Raw genomic sequence first — 15,998 nt, forward strand, 5'->3', positions numbered from 1 at the left:
CCACCCACCGGTGAGGCGCCCTGCTTTCGTTCAGGAGCCGTCGCTCAGACCCGTACCAGCTCCCGGTCCTGGTCCGGATCCGCGTCCGGGTTCCGGCGATCGGCCGCGTCGGCCGCCGCCCGCAGGCCCTCACCCTCGACGTCCACGTTCGGCAGTGCCCGGTCCAGCCACTTCGGCAGCCACCACGCCCGGCGGCCCAGCAGCGCCAGGACCGCCGGAACCAGCGCCATCCGGACCACGAAGGCGTCGAAGAACACCGCGATCGCGAGGCCGAAGCCGATCATCTTGATCATCGACTCGCTGGAGCCGATGAAACCGGAGAACACCGCGATCATGATCACGGCCGCCGCCGTCACCACCCGCGCACCGTGCCGGAAGCCGGTCACGATCGCCTGGCCGGGGGTCTCCCCGTGGACGTACGCCTCACGCATACGGGTCACGAGGAAGACCTCGTAGTCCATCGCCAGGCCGAACACCACGCCCACCATGAAGATCGGCATCATCGACATGATCGGGCCCGTCTGCTGGACGCCCAGCAGACCGGACAGCCAGCCCCACTGGAACACCGCGACCACCGCACCGAGCGCCGCCGTCACCGAGAGCAGGAAGCCGAGCGCCGCCTTCAGCGGGACCAGGATCGAGCGGAAGACCACGATCAGGAGGAGGAAGGCGAGGCCGACCACCAGCGCCAGATACGGGATCAGCGCGTCGTTGAGCTTCTGCGAGAAGTCGATGTTCATCGCCGTCGTGCCGGTGACCAGCAGCTTGGCGTCCGTCTTCGCCCCCAGCCCGGCGCCGGTGTCCCGGATGCCGTGCACCAGGTCCTCGGTGGTCGCCGAGGACGGCTTGGAGCCGGGGACGACCGTGATCATCGCCGTGTCGCCCGCCTTGTTGTACGTCGCCGGCGTGACCGTCGTGACGTCCTTCAGGCCCTTGATGTCGTCGGTCACCGTCGCGACCGCCGCCTTCGGGTCGTCGCTCGCCTTGGCGTCGACCACCACCATCAGCGGCCCGTTGAAGCCGGGCCCGAAGCCCTCCGACAGCAGGTCGTACGCCCGGCGCTGGGTAGTGGACGTCGGCTGGGAACCGTCGTCCGGCAGACCCAGTTCCAGCCGGGATGCCGGAACGGCCGCGGCACCGAGGCCGATCACAACCAGCAGCAGGACGGCGACCGGGCGGCGGACGACGAAGCTCGCCCAGCGCGTGCCCATGTTGGGCTTGTCCTTCGTGCCGGCCGCGGCCCGGCCGCCGCCCAGCAGCCTGCTCTTCTCTCCCGCGGGCTTGACCCTGCGGCCCGCGTAGCCGAGCAGCGCCGGGACCATCGTCAGCGCGATCAGGACCGCGATGGCCACGGTGCCGGCCGCCGCGACACCCATCTTCGTCAGCATCGGGATGTTCACGACCGACAGGCCCACCAGAGCGATCACCACGGTCAGCCCCGCGAAGACCACCGCCGAACCCGCCGTGCCGACCGCCCGGCCCGCCGCCTCCTCGCGCTCACGGCCCTCGGCCAACTCCGCCCGGTAGCGGGAGACGATGAACAGCGCGTAGTCGATGCCGACCGCGAGGCCGATCATCATGGCCAGCGTGGAGGTCGTGGTGCCGAGGTCCAGGGCGTTCGCCAGCGCCGTGATCGAGGAGACGCCGATGCCGACGCCGATCAGGGCCGTGAGCAGCGGCAGCCCGGCCGCCACCAGCGAACCGAAGGTGATGACGAGGACGACCGCGGCGACCGCGATGCCGATGACCTCTGTCGCGCCCGTCTCCGGTGCGGCCTGCAGCGCGTCACCGCCGATCTCGACGGTCAGCCCGGCGCCCCGCGCGTCCTGCGCGGCCTGATTCAGGGCGTCCTTGGAGGAGTCCTTCAGCTCCATCCCGGAGACCTTGTACTTCACCTGCGCGTACGCGATCGTGCCGTTCCTGCTGACGGCGTGCGCGGTGAACGGGTCGGCGACGGACACCACTTCGGAACCCGAGCGCAGTTCCCTGACGGTCTTCTCGACGACCGCCTTGTTGTCCTTGGCCGTCACCTTCTCCCCGCCGGGCGCCTTGAAGACGACACGGGCGGTCGCACCGTCGGCGCTCATCCCCGGGAAGCGCTGTTCGAGCAGGTCGAAGGCCTTCTGGGCCTCGGTGCCGGGGATGGAGAAGGAGGAGGAGCCCGCCGCCGGGGCGCCGGCGGCGCCGACGCCCGCGAGCGTCAGCAGCGCCACCCAGATCAGGGCGACGAAGTGCCGTCGCCGGAAGGCGAGACGGCCGAGTCTGTAGAGAAAAGTGGCCACGAGGGCGTACTCCCGGTCAGTCGTGGGGTTTTCAGGGCATGGGTGATCAGCCCGACGACGTGAGCGGTGACGTCAGGTGGGGGCTAGCTCGGGGGACAGGTCAGGTGGTGGGCGCGCCGAGAGCGGGGAGGACCACGGCGTCGATGTACGAGCGCAGGAACGCCTGCGTGGGCGGCTGGTTGTCGACGAGGGAGCGCGTGGCGAAGGCGCCGATCAACATGTGCACCACGAACTGCAGCGCGGGGTTGTCGGCGCGGATCTCCCCGCGGTCGACGGCCCGCTGCAGCACGCGCCGGAACTCTTCCCTCTCCGGTTCGACGAGGTGCTCCCGGAACGCCCGCAGAAGGTCGGGGTTGGTGTGCGTCGCCATGGCCAGACCCCGCATCAGGGCGTGGTTCTGCTCCATGGTGCAGTCGTCCTGGTGTGCCGTGAGGGCGTGGAAGTCGCCCCGCAGGGACCCGGTGTCGACCTCCGCGAAGCGGCTCGGCTTGCCGTGCCGGATCGCCTTCGCCACCAGCTCGGCCTTGCCGCCCCACTGGCGGTAGAGCGTCGCCTTGCTGGACCGGGTGCGGGCGGCCACGGCGTCCATCGTCAGGGCGTCGTAGCCGACTTCACGGAGCAGGTCGAGCACGGCCTCGTACAACTCGGCCTCGCGCTCGGGGGTGATACGACTACGACGCCCTGTCGCGACATCGGTCATGCGACTCACCTCTCCTGCTCGGTGCTTCCTGCTTCCCGCCCGGAGCGGCAGGGCTCCGAACGAGACTGTTTCGTACGCCATGACGATACCCCGACAGCCAAGCGAAACGAAACAGTTTCGTACGTGTCATGGGTCACGCGGCTGCCGACGCCCTCGCCGACACACCCTCCCTACGAGTTGCCGCGGCCCGTCGCCGGACGAAGCATGGGTAGGTGAATGAAGCGCGCGACGAGTACGAGAACGAGAAGGCACCCGGCTACCTCCGCTTCCCTCACCTGCACGGCGACCGCTTGTGCTTCGCCGCAGAGGACGACCTGTGGACGGCTCCGCTGGACGGGTCCGGCCGTGCCTGGCGACTCACCGTGGACCGTACGAAGATCGGGCATCCCCGCTTCTCGCCGGACGGCCGGTTCATCGCCTACACGAGCTGGCGCAGCCTTGTCCCGGAGATCCATCTGACGCCGGTGGACGGCGGCCCCGGCCGACGCCTGACCTACTGGGGCAGCGTCGACACCCGGGTGTGCGGCTGGACTCCGGAGGGCGACCTCCTCGCCGTCGCCTCGCACGGCGAGCCCTTCTCGCACTACACCTTCGCCTACAAGGTCCCGACCGACGGCGACCCCGGCGGCAAGCTGCCCTGGGGCCCGGTCTCCGACATAGCGGTGGCCGACATCGACGGCGAACGCAGAACGCTGCTGCTCACCGGCAAACCACCGCACGAACCGGCCTCCTGGAAGCGCTACCGCGGCGGCGCCATGGGCCGGCTGTGGCTGCACGGACAGCGGCTGCTCGCCGACCTCGAGGGCCACCTGGACTCGCCGATGTTCGTCGGCGGGCGGATCGCGTTCCTCTCCGACCACGAGGGCGTCGGCAACCTGTACTCGTGCGCCTACGACGGCTCCGACCTGCGCCGCCACACCGACCACGACAGTTTCTACGCCCGCCACGCCGCGAGCGACGGCACGCGGGTGGTGTACCAATGCGCGGGCGACCTGTGGATCGTCGACGACCTGTCCCCCGACTCGATCCCGCGCCGCCTGGACGTGCGCCTGGGCGGGCCGCGGGCCGGGCGCCGCAAGTACCAGGTGCCGGCGGCGCAGCACGTGGACGGGATCTCGGTGGACGACACGGGGCGGGCAAGCGCGGTGGTCGTCCGCGGCAGCCTGTACTGGCTCACGCACCGGGACGGCCCCGCACGCACGATCACGGACACCCCCGGGGTGCGCATCCGGCTGCCGGAGATGCTGGGCGTCGGCGGACAGATCGCGTACGTAACGGACGCCGAGGGCGAGGACGCCGTCGAGATCGCGTATCTGCCGCGGGCCTCGGGCGACCGCGAGCCGCGCCGGCTGGCCTCCGGGCAACTGGGACGCGTCCTGGAGATGGTGGCGGACCCCCAGGGCGAACGGCTCGCGATCGCCTCGGACGACGGACGCCTGCTGCTCGTCACCGTGGCCGACGAGGAGTCCGGTGGCGAGAAGCCCGCCGACGAGGAGCCCGTCGGCGAGAAGCCCGCCGACGAGGAGCCCGGCGGCGAGAAGCCCGCCGACGAGGAGCCCGGCCGCGAGAAGTCCGAGGGCGCGGTCGCGGAGTTGGTCCGCTCGGACAACGGGCCGGTACGGGACCTGGCGTTCTCCCCGGACGGCGCGTGGCTGACGTGGTCGCACCCGGGGATCGGCCGGTCGCTGAGGCAGATCAGGATGGCCCGCATAAAGGACCGGCTGATCGTCGACGTCACCAACGGCCGCTTCGAGGACGAGAACCCGGTGTTCACCCGGGACGGCCGCTACCTGGCGTTCCTGTCCTGGCGCGGCTTCGACCCCGTGTACGACGTGCACACCGGCGACCTGTCCTTCCCCCTCGGCTGCCGCCCGTACCTGGTCCCGCTGTCCTCCGCGACCCCGTCCCCCTTCGCCCTGAACCCGGAGGGGCGTCCCGCGGCCGGCGGCCTCGACCCGCTGGAGGAAGAGGAGGAGGGTGGCGGTGTGGTGACCGTCGAGGTCGAGGGGCTGGAGAACCGGGTGACGCCGTTCCCGGTCCCGGCCTCGAAGTACTCGGAGCTGCGCCCCGTCGCGGGCGGCGGCCTCGTGTGGCTGCGCTGGCCGATCTCGGGCGCGCTGGGCGAGACATTCGTCAACCCGGACGACGTCTCCGGCCGCCCCACCCTTGAGCACTTCAACCTCAGCAAGGCGAAGAAGTCCGAACTGGTCGGCCATCTGGACTGGTTCGCGGTGAGCGGGGACGGGACGCGGCTGGTGGTCGTCGACGAGGGCGACCTGCGGGCGGTGCCGTCGACGGAGGCCGGCGACTCCGACACGACGGTGTGGATCGACGCACGCCGGATCATGCACGAGGTGGACCCGGGCGCGGAATGGCGGCAGGCGTACGCGGAGGCGGGCCGGCTCATCCGGGCCTACTTCTGGGAGCCGGACATGTGCGGGATCGACTGGGACGCGATCCTGGAGCAGTACCGCCCGCTGGTCGAACGGGTCGCCTCCCCGGACGAGTTCGCGGACCTGCTGCGCGAGGTGCTGGGCGAGCTGGGCACCTCGCACGCGTACGTGGCGGCGGCCCGGCGCAACGAGGGCCCGCCGCACTACCAGCGCTACCAGGGCCTGCTGGGCACCAACTTCGTGCGCCGCGACGGGCGCTGGGTGGTGAAGCGGATCCTGCCGGGCGAGTCGTCGGACTCCAAGGCGCGCTCCCCGCTTGCGGGCACCGGCATCCGCGAGGGCGCCGTGCTGACCCATGTGGACGGGCGGCCCGTGGACCCGGTGACGGGACCGTATCCGCTGCTGGCCGGGGCGGGCGGTACGACGGTGGAGCTGACGTTCCTGCCCGCCGACGGGGAGGGCGGGCCCCGCCGCGTGGCCGTGATGCCGCTGATCGACGAACGGCCGCTGCGCTACCAGGACTGGGTCGCCAAGCGCCGCGCGGTCGTCAAGGAGTTGAGCGGCGACCGCTGCGGGTACCTGCACATCCCGGACCTGGGCGGCTCCGGCTGGGCCCAGTTCAACCGGGACCTCAGGAAGGAGGTCTCACGGCCGGCTCTCATCGTGGACGTACGCGGCAACGCGGGCGGCCACATCAGCGAACTCGTCATCGAGAAGCTGACGCACACCATCCTGGGCTGGGACCTGACACGCAACGCCCAGCCGGTGTCGTACACCTCGAACGCCCCGCGCGGACCGATCGTGGCCCTCGCCGACGAGGCCACGTCCTCCGACGGCGACATGATCACGGCCGCGTTCAAACTGCTGAAGCTCGGCCCGGTGGTGGGCCTGCGCACCTGGGGCGGCGTGGTCGGCATAACGGGCCGTCACCGCCTGGGCGACGGCACGGTGATCACGGTGCCGATGAACGCCGCGTGGTTCGACGCGTACGGGTGGTCCGTGGAAAACCGGGGTGTCACCCCGGACTTGGAGATCGAGCGCACCCCCGTGGACTGGGCGGAGGGCCGCCACAGGCAACTGTCGGACGCGGTCGAGGTGGCGCTGAACCTCCTGGACACCCAGCCGGCGGCAACCCCGCCGGACTACAGCCAGGTCCCCGACAGAACCCGCCCGAAACTCCCACCGAGGCCAACGGGCTGATCCCGCTGCCGGTTGCCGGTTGCCGCTTTTCCGGTTGCCGGTTGCCGCCACCGCTGTGGGCAGCAAGTGGGGCGCCCTCAATGCAAAGGGCGCCCCACTCGTCGCTGCTGAAGCCGGCCGCAGGCCGACCGCAGGCTACCGCTCGCGGTCCTGGTCGAAGCGGTCCTCCGCTTCCTCCTGCATCCGCTGCGCCTCTTCCCGCGACTGCTGGCCCCGCTGCTGACCACGCTGCTGAGCCTGCTGGCCGCGCTGCTGCGCCTGCTGCTTGGCCTGCTCCATCTTCTGCTTGGCCTGCTGCTTGATCTGCTCGGACTTGTCCTTCATACCCATGTGGGCTCACTCCCGAAGTACGTGAGGGGATCGGGCTCGACCAGACTGACACGCAGGAACACAGCACGCATTTCGATCAGTTACCGAGCGTACTCCGCCGCTGCTCATCGGCCTGGCCACCGGCCCCGACGAGCCCGGTGCGCACCTTCTTGAGCCGCGGCTCGAACCGCCGCATCTCCCGCTGTCCCACGGTCGCGATGATTCCCGGCAGATACCCGCGCACCACCTGCATCCCGCGCAGCCACGCCTGCCCGTACACATGGCCCGACCGCCGCTCGATCCCGGCCACCAGCCGGTCCACCGCGGGCCCCAGCGGATACGTCTTGTTGGACGGCCACGGCAGCCGCTGCCGCAGCTCCCTCATCACCTCGTCCTGGTCGGCGCCCCGCACCATGTCCGTGTCCGTCCAGGACAGATACCCGACGCCGACACGTACGCCCCGGTGCGCGACCTCGGCGCGCAGGCTGTGCGCGTACGCCTCCACGCCCGACTTGGACGCGCAGTACGCCGTCATCATCGGCGCCGGAGTGATCGCCGCGAGCGAGGCGATCTGGAGGAGATAGCCCCGGCTCTCGATCAACGCCGGCAGGAAGGCGCGGGCCGTCACCGCGGAGCCGATCAGATTCACCTCGATCACCCGCCGCCACGCCTCGGGGTCGGACTCGGTGAACGGCCCACCGCCCGCCACACCGGCGTTGGCGACCACGATGTCGACCTTCCCGAACCGCTGCTGAACCTCCCGCGCGACCCGCGTCATCGCCTCGTGGTCGGTGACGTCGGCGCACCAGTGCCCGCCGTCCCCGTACAGCTGCTCCGCGACCCGCTTGAGGGCGTCCGCCTCCAGGCCGACCAGGGCGACCGTGGCCCCGCGCGCCGACAGCTTGCGGGCCAGCAGTTCGCCGACGCCCCGCGCCGCGCCGGTGACGACCGCGACCTGCCCCTCGAGGCCCACCCTGCTCATGCGCCCTCCTTGACCGGCTCGTTCGGTGTGTCCGCCGCGTATGCGGTGACGAGTTCGCGGATCTTCCCGGTGACCAGCTCCGGTGCCTCCACGGGTGTCATATGGCCGAGCCCCGGCAGCTCGGTGCCGCCCACGCAGTGCGGCAGCGCGGCGACCAGCGCCCGCGCGTGCACCGGCGGGGTGAGCCGGTCGGCGGTGCCGACCACGACGGCCGTCGGTACGGTCAACTCGCTCACGGCGTCCTCGAGATCGAGCCCTTCGAGCACACGCGACCAGGCGTGGCGCACCTCGCGCGGACAGGCGTGCACCACCCGCGCGCACGCCTCCACCATGGCCGGCGTCGAAGCGGCGCCCATGGTGGCGTACTTGAGGATGCGCCGCGCCACCGGTGTGACCGGCCCGAGCGGGGCGCGCGAGCCGAGGACGCGCGCGGTGAGCCAGGTGCGCACGCGCCCGGCGCGCATCGGCACCACCAGCGACTCGGACACCAGGCGCCCGCTGCCCGTACTGCACAACAGGACGGCTGCCGTGTGCGCCCGGAAGCGGGGGCGCGCGGCGGCGGCCAGCACCGTCATCCCGCCCATGGAGTGCCCCACGACCACGGCCCTCCCGCCCGGCGCGAGCGTGGCGGCGAGCACCGCTTCCAGATCGTCGGCGAGCGCCTCGGTGGAGCAGGTGGGGCTCGCGGGGCTGCGCCCGTGCCCCCGCTGGTCGTAGGCGATCACCCGGTGGTCGGCGGCGAGGTCCCGGATCTGCGCCGCCCAGAAGGCGGTCGAGCAGGTCCAGCCGTGGACGAGGACCACCGGGGGCGCACCCTCGGGTCCGTGCACCTCGACGTGCAACCGGGCGCCGTCGGCGGAGAGGACCGTCAGCTCACGGTCCGGGGCCGGGGGTGCGTAGGGGCCCGTGGCCACCGGCGTCGGGCTTCTCATGCGCCCGCCTCCACGCGCTCCTCGGCCTGCGCGCTCCCCTGGGCGGGTGCTCGCAGCACGTCGTACTCCGCGAGGTTCACGCGCCGCGTCGCCGCCTGGAACTCCGTCGTCGTACCGGGCCAGATGGTGGTGTTGCGGCCGTGCGCGTCGAGGTACCAGCTGGTGCAGCCGCCGGTGTTCCACACCGTGCGCTTCATACGTTCCTGCACCTTGTGGTTCCAGGCCGCGACGGCGCTCGGGCGGGCGTCGAGCGCGACCCGGCCGCCGAGGACCCGCAACTGCCGCAGGAAGTCGGCCATGTAGTTCAGCTGGGACTCGATCATCAGGATCATCGAGGAGTTCCCGAGCCCGGTGTTGGGCCCGATGATCGTCATCCAGTTGGGGAACCCGGCGGCCGAGGCCCCGCGCAGGGCCTGCATCCCGCCCTTCCAGGTCTCCGCGAGCGTCCTGCCGTCGGCGCCGACGACCCGCTCGGCGATCGGCATGTCCGTCACATGGAACCCGGTGCCGAAGACGATCGCGTCGACCTCGGCCTCGGTGCCGTCCGCGGCGACGACCGCCCGGCCGCGGACCTCGGCGAGCCCGCTCGGAACGACGTCCACATTCGGCTGCGCGAGGGCCGGGTAGTAGTCGCTGGAGAGCAGGATCCGCTTGCAGCCGATGCGGTAGTCGGGGGTCAGCCTGGCGCGCAGGGCCGGGTCCTTGACGGCGCGGGCCATGTTGGCCTTGGCCAGCCGCTCGACGAGGCCCAGCTCGTTCGGGTGCTTGGTGAACGCCTGGACCTGCAACTCCCGTATCCCCCACAGCAGTCCCCGTCGCAGCCGCGTGGTGACGGGCAGCGCGCGGTGCAGCGCCCGCTCCGGGCCGCTGATCGCGCGGTCGACGCGGGGCAGCACCCACGGCGGGGTGCGCTGGAAGAGGACCAGCTTCGCGACATCGGGCCGGATGGCCGGCACGATCTGGATCGCTGAGGCCCCGGTGCCGACCATGGCGACCCGCTTGCCGCGCAGGTCCTGGTCGTGGTCCCAGCGGGCGGAGTGGAAGACCGCGCCCGGGAAGGAGTCGAGGCCGGGAATGTCCGGGATCCTCGGGTCGGAGAGCGGGCCGGTGGCGGAGACGACGACGTCCGCCGTGAGCGATCCGCTGCTGGTCTCGATGACCCAGCGCAGCCTCGCGGCATCCCAGGTCATCAGCTTCACCTCGCTGCGGAGGCGGAGGTGGGGCCGCAGCCCGAAGACGTCCGCCACATGCTCCAGGTACGCGCGGATGTGCTCCTGTCCGGAGAAGGTGCGCGGCCAGTCGGGGTGGGGCGCGAACGAGAACGAGTAGAGGTGGGAGGGGACGTCGCAGGCGCAGCCCGGGTAGGTGTTGTCGCGCCAGGTGCCGCCCACCGCGTCCGCCCGTTCCAGGACCACGAAGTCGGTGATCCCTTCCCGGCGCAGTCGCACGGCGGCACCGAGCCCGCCGAACCCCGTACCGATCACCGCCACCCGTACATGCTCGTGCTCGGCCATCCCGCAGCCTCCCGGTCCGCCAGACTCTGCCAGTGAACACTGGCGCAATCGGGAGGGTAGGGCAGCGGCCCTACCGATGGGTAGGGGTGGGGCGAGGAAAGTTACCGGCGGTACGACGTAGGGTTCGGGCGTGGCAGGCAACGGGGAGCGGCGCGAGTACCGCATGGAGGAGCTGGCCAGGAGGGCCGGGATCACGGTGCGCACCCTGCGCTTCTACCGCGAGCGCAAGCTGATCCACCCGCCGCGCCGCGAGGGCCGTATCGCCTGGTACGACGACACGCACCTGGCCCGGCTGCGGACGATCTCCGCGCTCCTGGAACGCGGCCACACCCTCAGCGGCATCGCGGAACTCGCCGAGGCCTTCGACCACGGCCGCAACGTCGGCGAGTTGCTCGGCCTCGGCGCACCCAGCGAGGAGACCCCGGTCCGGCTCACCCCCGAGGCGCTGGCCGACGTCTTCGGCGACCAGGCCACGCCGGAGAACCTCTCCGCCGCACTCGAACTGGGCTACCTCGGCACGGACGGCGGCGAGATAGTGCACGTCAGCCGCCGGCTGCTGGACGTATCGGCGGCCCTGGTCCGGGAGGGCATCCCGCTGGCGGACGTCCTGGCCGCCGCCCGCCGCGTCCGCGAACACGCGGAAGCCCTGGCGGAGGTGTTCAACGACCTGGTGGCCACGGAGAACCGCTCCCCGGAGGACGTCAAACGCCTGCGCCCACTGGCGAAGAGCGTGGTGGAGGCGGAACTGTCACTGGCCCTGGACCGGCGACTGCTGGGGGATCAGAGGTCGTAGACCACCGTCACCGGGGCATGGTCCGACCAGCGCGCGGTGTGCGTCGCCGCGCGCTCCACGTACGCCTTGACCGCCTTGGCGGCGAGACCCGGCGTGGCGACCTGATAGTCGATGCGCCATCCCGTGTCGTTGTCGAAAGCACGCCCGCGGTAGGACCACCAGGTGTACGGACCCTCGCTGTCCGGATGCAGCGCCCGGACGACGTCGACGTACCCGCCGTCCTCGGATGCGAAAACCCGTCCCAACCACTCGCGTTCCTCGGGCAGGAAGCCGGAGTTCTTCCGGTTGCCGCGCCAGTTCTTCAGGTCGGCCTCGCGGTGGGCGATGTTCCAGTCGCCGCAGACGACGACCTCGCGCCCCTCCGCGGCGGACCGCTCCCGCAACTCCTTGAGGTGGCCGAGGAACTCGGTCATGAACCGGACCTTCTCGTCCTGCCGTTCGGTCCCGACCTCGCCCGAGGGCAGGTACAGGCTGGCGACGGTGACACCGGGCAGATCTGCCTCGACATACCGCCCGCCGCCGTCGAACTCGGCCGACCCGAACCCGATCCGCACCCGGTCGGGCTCGCGCCGCGTGTAGAGCGCCACCCCCGCGCGCCCCTTGGCGGCGGCCGGGGCGTGCACGACGTGCCAGCCGTCGGGCGCCCGGACGCCCTCGGGGATCTGCCCGGGCTCGGCGCGCACCTCCTGGAGGCACAGCACATCGGCGAAGGTACCGTCGAGCCACTCCACGAAGCCCTTCTTCGCGGCGGCACGGATCCCGTTGACGTTCACGCTGGTCACAGTGAGCACCCGGGAACGATACCGGCAGGCGGACGCAGCCCCATCGGCAGTATTCGCATAGTTGTACGCTTTCCGGCGTGAATATTCGCCGTGCTTCCTTCGACCACCCCGACGCCGTCAAGCTCAACGACCTCGTCCAGGCCGAATACCACGTTCGCTACGGCGACGGTGGCGACGCCACGTACCTGGACCCGGCGATGTTCGTACCGCCGGTCGGCCTCTACCTGATCGCGTACGACGAGCAGGACCGTCCCGTGGCCACGGGCGGCTGGCGCTCCCAGGAGAAGAACGACGAGGGATACGAGGACGGGGACGCCGAACTCAAGCGGATGTTCGTCATAGAGGAGATGCGCGGCCGGGGCCTGGCGCGCCGCATGCTCGCCGCTCTGGAGGAGGACGCCCGCGCGGCCGGCCGCACCCGTATGGTCCTGGAGACGGGCACCAAGCAGCCGGAGGCGGTGGCCCTGTACACCTCCAGCGGCTATGAGCCGTGCGCGAAGTTCGGCTACTACCGCTTCTACGAATCGAGCCTGTGTTTCGCGAAGCCGCTGTAGGCGTCGGGCGAGGCGAGGCTCGCCGGCGGCACGAGAAAGGGGCTGGGGAACCCTCGCGGTTTTCCGGCCCTTCCCTTCGGGATCACCGCTTCGGGGTGACCACCGGGCGGAGTTGGGAACGCCGCGCCGCGAAAGCCGAAACGGGCATGGCAAGAGGCCCGCCCCCCTTGCGGGGAGCGGGCCTCCATGCTGCGTGGACCTGAGGGGATTTGAACCCCTGGCCCCCTCGATGCGAACGAGGTGCGCTACCGGACTGCGCCACAGGCCCTTGCAACGAGTGAAACTCTAGCATCCCCATCGGCTGGTCAGGAAATCCGTTCCAGAGCCGCCCCGGCTGCGGGCAATCGTGCCGTCACCCGCCCCCTACTCGTTCGCGGCCCGCGGCCGCTCCCCCTCCTCGTACTGGTCGAACAGCGGGGTCCGCCCCCGCTCACGCGACCGCCGGGCCGACGCCGCCCGCCGGGCATCGCTCCGGCCGGAGGCGTCGACGTCGGCGGCTTCCGCCCGCTCCCCCGGCTCCGCCCCCGGCGCGGCTCCGCGCCGCCCGTCGAGGGCGCGGCCTCCGCCGTGCTCGACCGTGCCGAGCTCCACGCGTCCGGCGTGCCGAGGTCCACACTCGGCGTCGCCCGCGGAGCGACCGGGGCGGTCACATACGTCGGCAGCGGCACCGGCACCGGGTCCCAGCTCTCCCCCTGCCCGGGCCTGCGCTGCCGTTCCCGCTGCTGGTCCACCCACTCCGCGTGGTCCGTCTGCTCCACGAGCGCGCGTCGGTCGGCGGCCAGTGCGGACAGCCCGGGGTCGTTCTCCGGCTCGGGGCCGTCCTCCGCCTCGTCCCCGTCGGAGTCGACCGGCGGCCGCCGCCTCGGCTGCCGCTCCCGCAGCCGCCGCGCCGCCGCCTCGGCCCGTCGCCGGTCCATGGTGTACGTGAACCGCTTCCGCTCCTGCGCCCGCAGGTACGCGATGTACGCGCTCAGCAGCACGGCCGGCACGCCCGGCGCCCACAGGAACGCGAGCCCCCCGACCGCGGCCACGATCGCGCCGAGCGTGAAGGCGAGGAAGAGCATCACGGTCGTACGCCGTCGACGTGCGAGCACCTTGGAGCGCCGGGCGCGCGCCATGGCCTCCGCCGAGGAGACCTTCCGCGCCCGTGGCACCGGTCCGGGCGCACCCGGCTCGGCCGCGCGCGGCTCCCCCGGCTCCGCCCGTTCTCCCTGCTCCCGCCGGGGCTGGCCTTCCGGCTCCGCCTCCACCCGCGCCCGCGGCTGCCGCCGGGTCGGGGGCATGGCGAAGGACCGGACGTCCACCGAGCCGGTGGCACCGTCCGGCTGCGCGCCGGGCTCCCCCTCATCGGCGGAGCGCGCCCGCAGGTCCTTGGCGTATCGGCGCTCCATGCCCGCCCGTCCGGACAGCAGCCGGATGGCGGTGCTGAAGCGTTCCGTCGGACGAGACTCGTTCAGCTCGTCCTGCCTACGGAGCCACATCGGCACCAAGTAGGCGGCCCAGGCCCCGACAATGACTGCGTAGATGAGGCCGCTGCTGCTCACGCCTCACACGGTAGAGGGGTTTGCGTGAGGCCATCTGCCAATTGAGCCGGTGTGTCGCACGATCTGGCTGATATTTCGAACTTTTTTTGGGACCGATGCGATCAGCAGACCGACGGGGCCGCTAATTCATTGCCCCCAGACGGACGCGAGACGATCGCCATCCGATCAAATTCGAACACATTTTTTATTTCCCAGGGTGACGGTGGGCCTGCTGAGAGCGTGCCCGGTGCCAGCGCGCCAGCAAGCCCTCGGGCACCTCTTCCGCGGTGAGCGCGAAGACCAGATGGTCCCGCCAGGCCCCGTCGATGTGCAGATAACGGGGCCGGAGCCCTTCCTCACGGAATCCCAGTTTCTCCACGACCCGGCGACTCGGACCGTTCTCGGGGCGAATGCAGACCTCGATGCGGTGCAGCCCGACAGTGCGGAAGCAGTGGTCGACGGCGAGCGCCACGGCCGTCGGCATCACCCCGCGGCCCGCGACCCCCTCGTCCACCCAGTAGCCGACGTGCCCCGAGCACATCGAGCCCCAGGTGATCCCCGCCACCGTCAACTGCCCCACCAGGCGCCCCTGGTACTCGATGACGAACGGCAGCATCCGGCCCGCCCTGGCCTCGGCGCGCAGGTGCCGGACCATCTGCCGGTAGGTCGGCCGGTGCGCTGTCGGGCCGCCGGGCGCGGGCGGCGGAACGGTCGCCTCCCACGGCCGCAGCCACTCCCGGTTGCGCCGGTTGACCTCCCGCCAGTCCCGCTGGTCGCGCAGCCGTATCGGCCGGAGGACGACGTCGCCGTCCACCAGCTCGACGGGCCAGGATGGGCTGTTCAGCTCGCACCCCCACTCGGTCTGGGGCGGTCCTCGCGGATCGCGGACCCGCCGGCGTCGGCGCGGGGGTGGTCCCCGCCGCGGATCTGGTCGACGGCGTGGACCAACAGGGGCTCCAGGACGGCCAGTCCGTCCCTCACCCCGCCGGTGGACCCCGGCAGGTTGACGATCAGCGTGCTGCCGGCGACTCCGGCCAGTCCCCGGGAGAGCGCCGCCGTGGGCACCTTCTCTCTTCCGAACGCCCTGATGGCCTCGGGAATGCCCGGGACCTCGTAGTCGATCACCGCGCGGGTCGCCTCGGGGGTGCGATCGGTGGGGGATATGCCGGTGCCCCCGGTGGTCACGATCACGTCGTAGCCGGCGCGCGAGCCCGTCCGCAGTGCGTTCTCCACCGGGTCACCGTCCGGGACGACCCACGGGCCGTCGACCGCGAAACCGAAGCGGGTGAGCGCCTCCGCGATCAAGGGGCCGCCCTTGTCCTCGTACACGCCCGCGGCCGCGCGGTTCGACGCGGTCACCACCAGGGCCGCGTACGGCGCCAGGAGTGCACCGCCGGTCGGCGGCTCGACCGGTGCCGTCATGCCCGGCTCCAGTCGCCCGACTTCCCGCCCGTCTTCTCCTCCACGCGCACGTCCGTGATCACCGCCGCCTTGTCGACCGCCTTGACCATGTCGATCACGGTGAGCGCCGCGACACTGACCGCGGTGAGCGCCTCCATCTCGACACCCGTGCGGTCGGTGGTCTTCACGGTGGCCGTGATCTCCACGGCGTCGTCCGCGACCGACAGATCCAGCTTCACACCCGACACCGCGAGCGGGTGGCACAGGGGGATGAGGTCGGGGGTCCGCTTCGCGCCCATGATGCCCGCGATGCGCGCGGTGGCCAGCGCGTCGCCCTTGGGGACGCCCTCACCGCGCAGCAGTTCGATCACGCGCGGTGAAACCAGCACACGGCCGCTGGCGCGCGCGGTGCGTTCGGTGACGTCCTTCCCTGAGACGTCGACCATGCGGGCCGCCCCCGCGTCATCGATATGGGTCAGTCTGTCCTGCGAACTCATGTGCTGCGGCACTCCCGGTCCTGGCCCGGCACGCGGGCCTGTTGTGCGCGACACGGTACCGCCAACCGGGCAGGATCAGCCGCCCAAGGTCCACGGACCGGATACGGAGCCGCGACCGGACCGCAGGGACAGACCC

At 71.6% G+C, this 15,998-nt stretch carries 13 protein-coding genes, 1 tRNA gene and 1 pseudogene; 3 read left to right on the forward strand and 12 right to left on the reverse strand.

Annotated features, from left to right (window positions below):
- Positions 1 to 44: 44 nt before the first annotated feature.
- The gene (locus tag N8I84_RS17520; protein ID WP_263230409.1) at positions 45 to 2,282 is read right to left on the reverse strand and encodes an MMPL family transporter; all 2,238 of its coding nucleotides are present in this window, start codon (positions 2,280 to 2,282) and stop codon (positions 45 to 47) included.
- A 100-nt stretch (positions 2,283 to 2,382) separates the two neighbouring features.
- The gene (locus N8I84_RS17525) at positions 2,383 to 2,982 is read right to left on the reverse strand and encodes a TetR/AcrR family transcriptional regulator (RefSeq protein ID WP_263230410.1); all 600 of its coding nucleotides are present in this window, start codon (positions 2,980 to 2,982) and stop codon (positions 2,383 to 2,385) included.
- Between the two features lie 212 nt (positions 2,983 to 3,194).
- Between N8I84_RS17525 and N8I84_RS17530 the strand changes: the two genes are divergently transcribed.
- Positions 3,195 to 6,575 carry a S41 family peptidase gene (locus N8I84_RS17530; protein ID WP_263230411.1) on the forward strand — a complete coding sequence of 1,127 codons (3,381 nt, stop codon included), beginning with the start codon at positions 3,195 to 3,197 and terminating at the stop codon, positions 6,573 to 6,575.
- 135 nt (positions 6,576 to 6,710) lie between these two features.
- Here N8I84_RS17530 and N8I84_RS17535 read toward each other — a convergent pair whose 3' ends face one another.
- From N8I84_RS17535 to N8I84_RS17550, 4 genes are all read right to left on the reverse strand, one after another.
- Complete coding sequence (locus N8I84_RS17535; protein ID WP_263230412.1) at positions 6,711 to 6,905, reverse strand: hypothetical protein; 195 nt, start codon at positions 6,903 to 6,905, stop codon at positions 6,711 to 6,713.
- A 76-nt stretch (positions 6,906 to 6,981) separates the two neighbouring features.
- A complete protein-coding gene (locus tag N8I84_RS17540) occupies positions 6,982 to 7,866 on the reverse strand; it encodes an SDR family oxidoreductase (protein ID WP_263230413.1) in 885 nt (294 codons plus the stop codon).
- Positions 7,863 to 8,798, reverse strand: coding sequence for an alpha/beta fold hydrolase (locus N8I84_RS17545; RefSeq protein WP_263230414.1), 936 nt, complete (start codon positions 8,796 to 8,798; stop codon positions 7,863 to 7,865). Before N8I84_RS17545 ends, N8I84_RS17540 begins: the two co-directional genes overlap by 4 nt.
- Entirely contained in the window at positions 8,795 to 10,312 is a 1,518-nt protein-coding gene (locus tag N8I84_RS17550; protein WP_263230415.1) for a flavin-containing monooxygenase, read from the reverse strand. Before N8I84_RS17550 ends, N8I84_RS17545 begins: the two co-directional genes overlap by 4 nt.
- Positions 10,313 to 10,475: 163 nt before the next feature.
- Between N8I84_RS17550 and N8I84_RS17555 the strand changes: the two genes are divergently transcribed.
- A complete protein-coding gene (locus N8I84_RS17555) occupies positions 10,476 to 11,105 on the forward strand; it encodes a MerR family transcriptional regulator (RefSeq protein WP_263234796.1) in 630 nt (209 codons plus the stop codon).
- On the opposite strand, the gene N8I84_RS17560 is transcribed toward N8I84_RS17555, so the two are convergent.
- Positions 11,093 to 11,887 carry an exodeoxyribonuclease III gene (locus N8I84_RS17560; RefSeq protein WP_263234797.1) on the reverse strand — a complete coding sequence of 265 codons (795 nt, stop codon included), beginning with the start codon at positions 11,885 to 11,887 and terminating at the stop codon, positions 11,093 to 11,095. The two genes, N8I84_RS17555 and N8I84_RS17560, sit on opposite strands and share 13 nt — an antisense overlap.
- Before the next feature lie 77 nt (positions 11,888 to 11,964).
- On the opposite strand from N8I84_RS17560, the gene N8I84_RS17565 reads away from it, so the two are divergent.
- Positions 11,965 to 12,441 (forward strand): GNAT family N-acetyltransferase, encoded by a 477-nt coding sequence (locus N8I84_RS17565; RefSeq protein WP_263230416.1) that lies wholly within the window; start codon positions 11,965 to 11,967, stop codon positions 12,439 to 12,441.
- A gap of 194 nt (positions 12,442 to 12,635) precedes the next feature.
- Here the strand turns inward: N8I84_RS17565 and N8I84_RS17570 are convergent.
- The 5 genes and pseudogenes from N8I84_RS17570 to moaC form a co-directional block, all read right to left on the reverse strand.
- Positions 12,636 to 12,709, reverse strand: a tRNA-Ala gene (locus tag N8I84_RS17570).
- Positions 12,710 to 12,804: 95 nt separating this feature from the next.
- Positions 12,805 to 13,985 (reverse strand): annotated as a pseudogene (sepX, locus tag N8I84_RS17575) (divisome protein SepX/GlpR).
- A 184-nt stretch (positions 13,986 to 14,169) separates the two neighbouring features.
- Entirely contained in the window at positions 14,170 to 14,778 is a 609-nt protein-coding gene (locus N8I84_RS17580; RefSeq protein ID WP_263230417.1) for a GNAT family N-acetyltransferase, read from the reverse strand.
- Between the two features lie 26 nt (positions 14,779 to 14,804).
- A complete protein-coding gene (locus N8I84_RS17585; RefSeq protein ID WP_263230418.1) occupies positions 14,805 to 15,386 on the reverse strand; it encodes a MogA/MoaB family molybdenum cofactor biosynthesis protein in 582 nt (193 codons plus the stop codon).
- Positions 15,383 to 15,862 carry a cyclic pyranopterin monophosphate synthase MoaC gene (gene moaC / locus N8I84_RS17590; RefSeq protein ID WP_200420720.1) on the reverse strand — a complete coding sequence of 160 codons (480 nt, stop codon included), beginning with the start codon at positions 15,860 to 15,862 and terminating at the stop codon, positions 15,383 to 15,385. Before moaC ends, N8I84_RS17585 begins: the two co-directional genes overlap by 4 nt.
- Positions 15,863 to 15,998: the final 136 nt, after the last annotated feature.

It is taken from the genome of Streptomyces cynarae, from assembly GCF_025642135.1.
Taxonomy (GTDB): domain Bacteria; phylum Actinomycetota; class Actinomycetes; order Streptomycetales; family Streptomycetaceae; genus Streptomyces; species Streptomyces cynarae.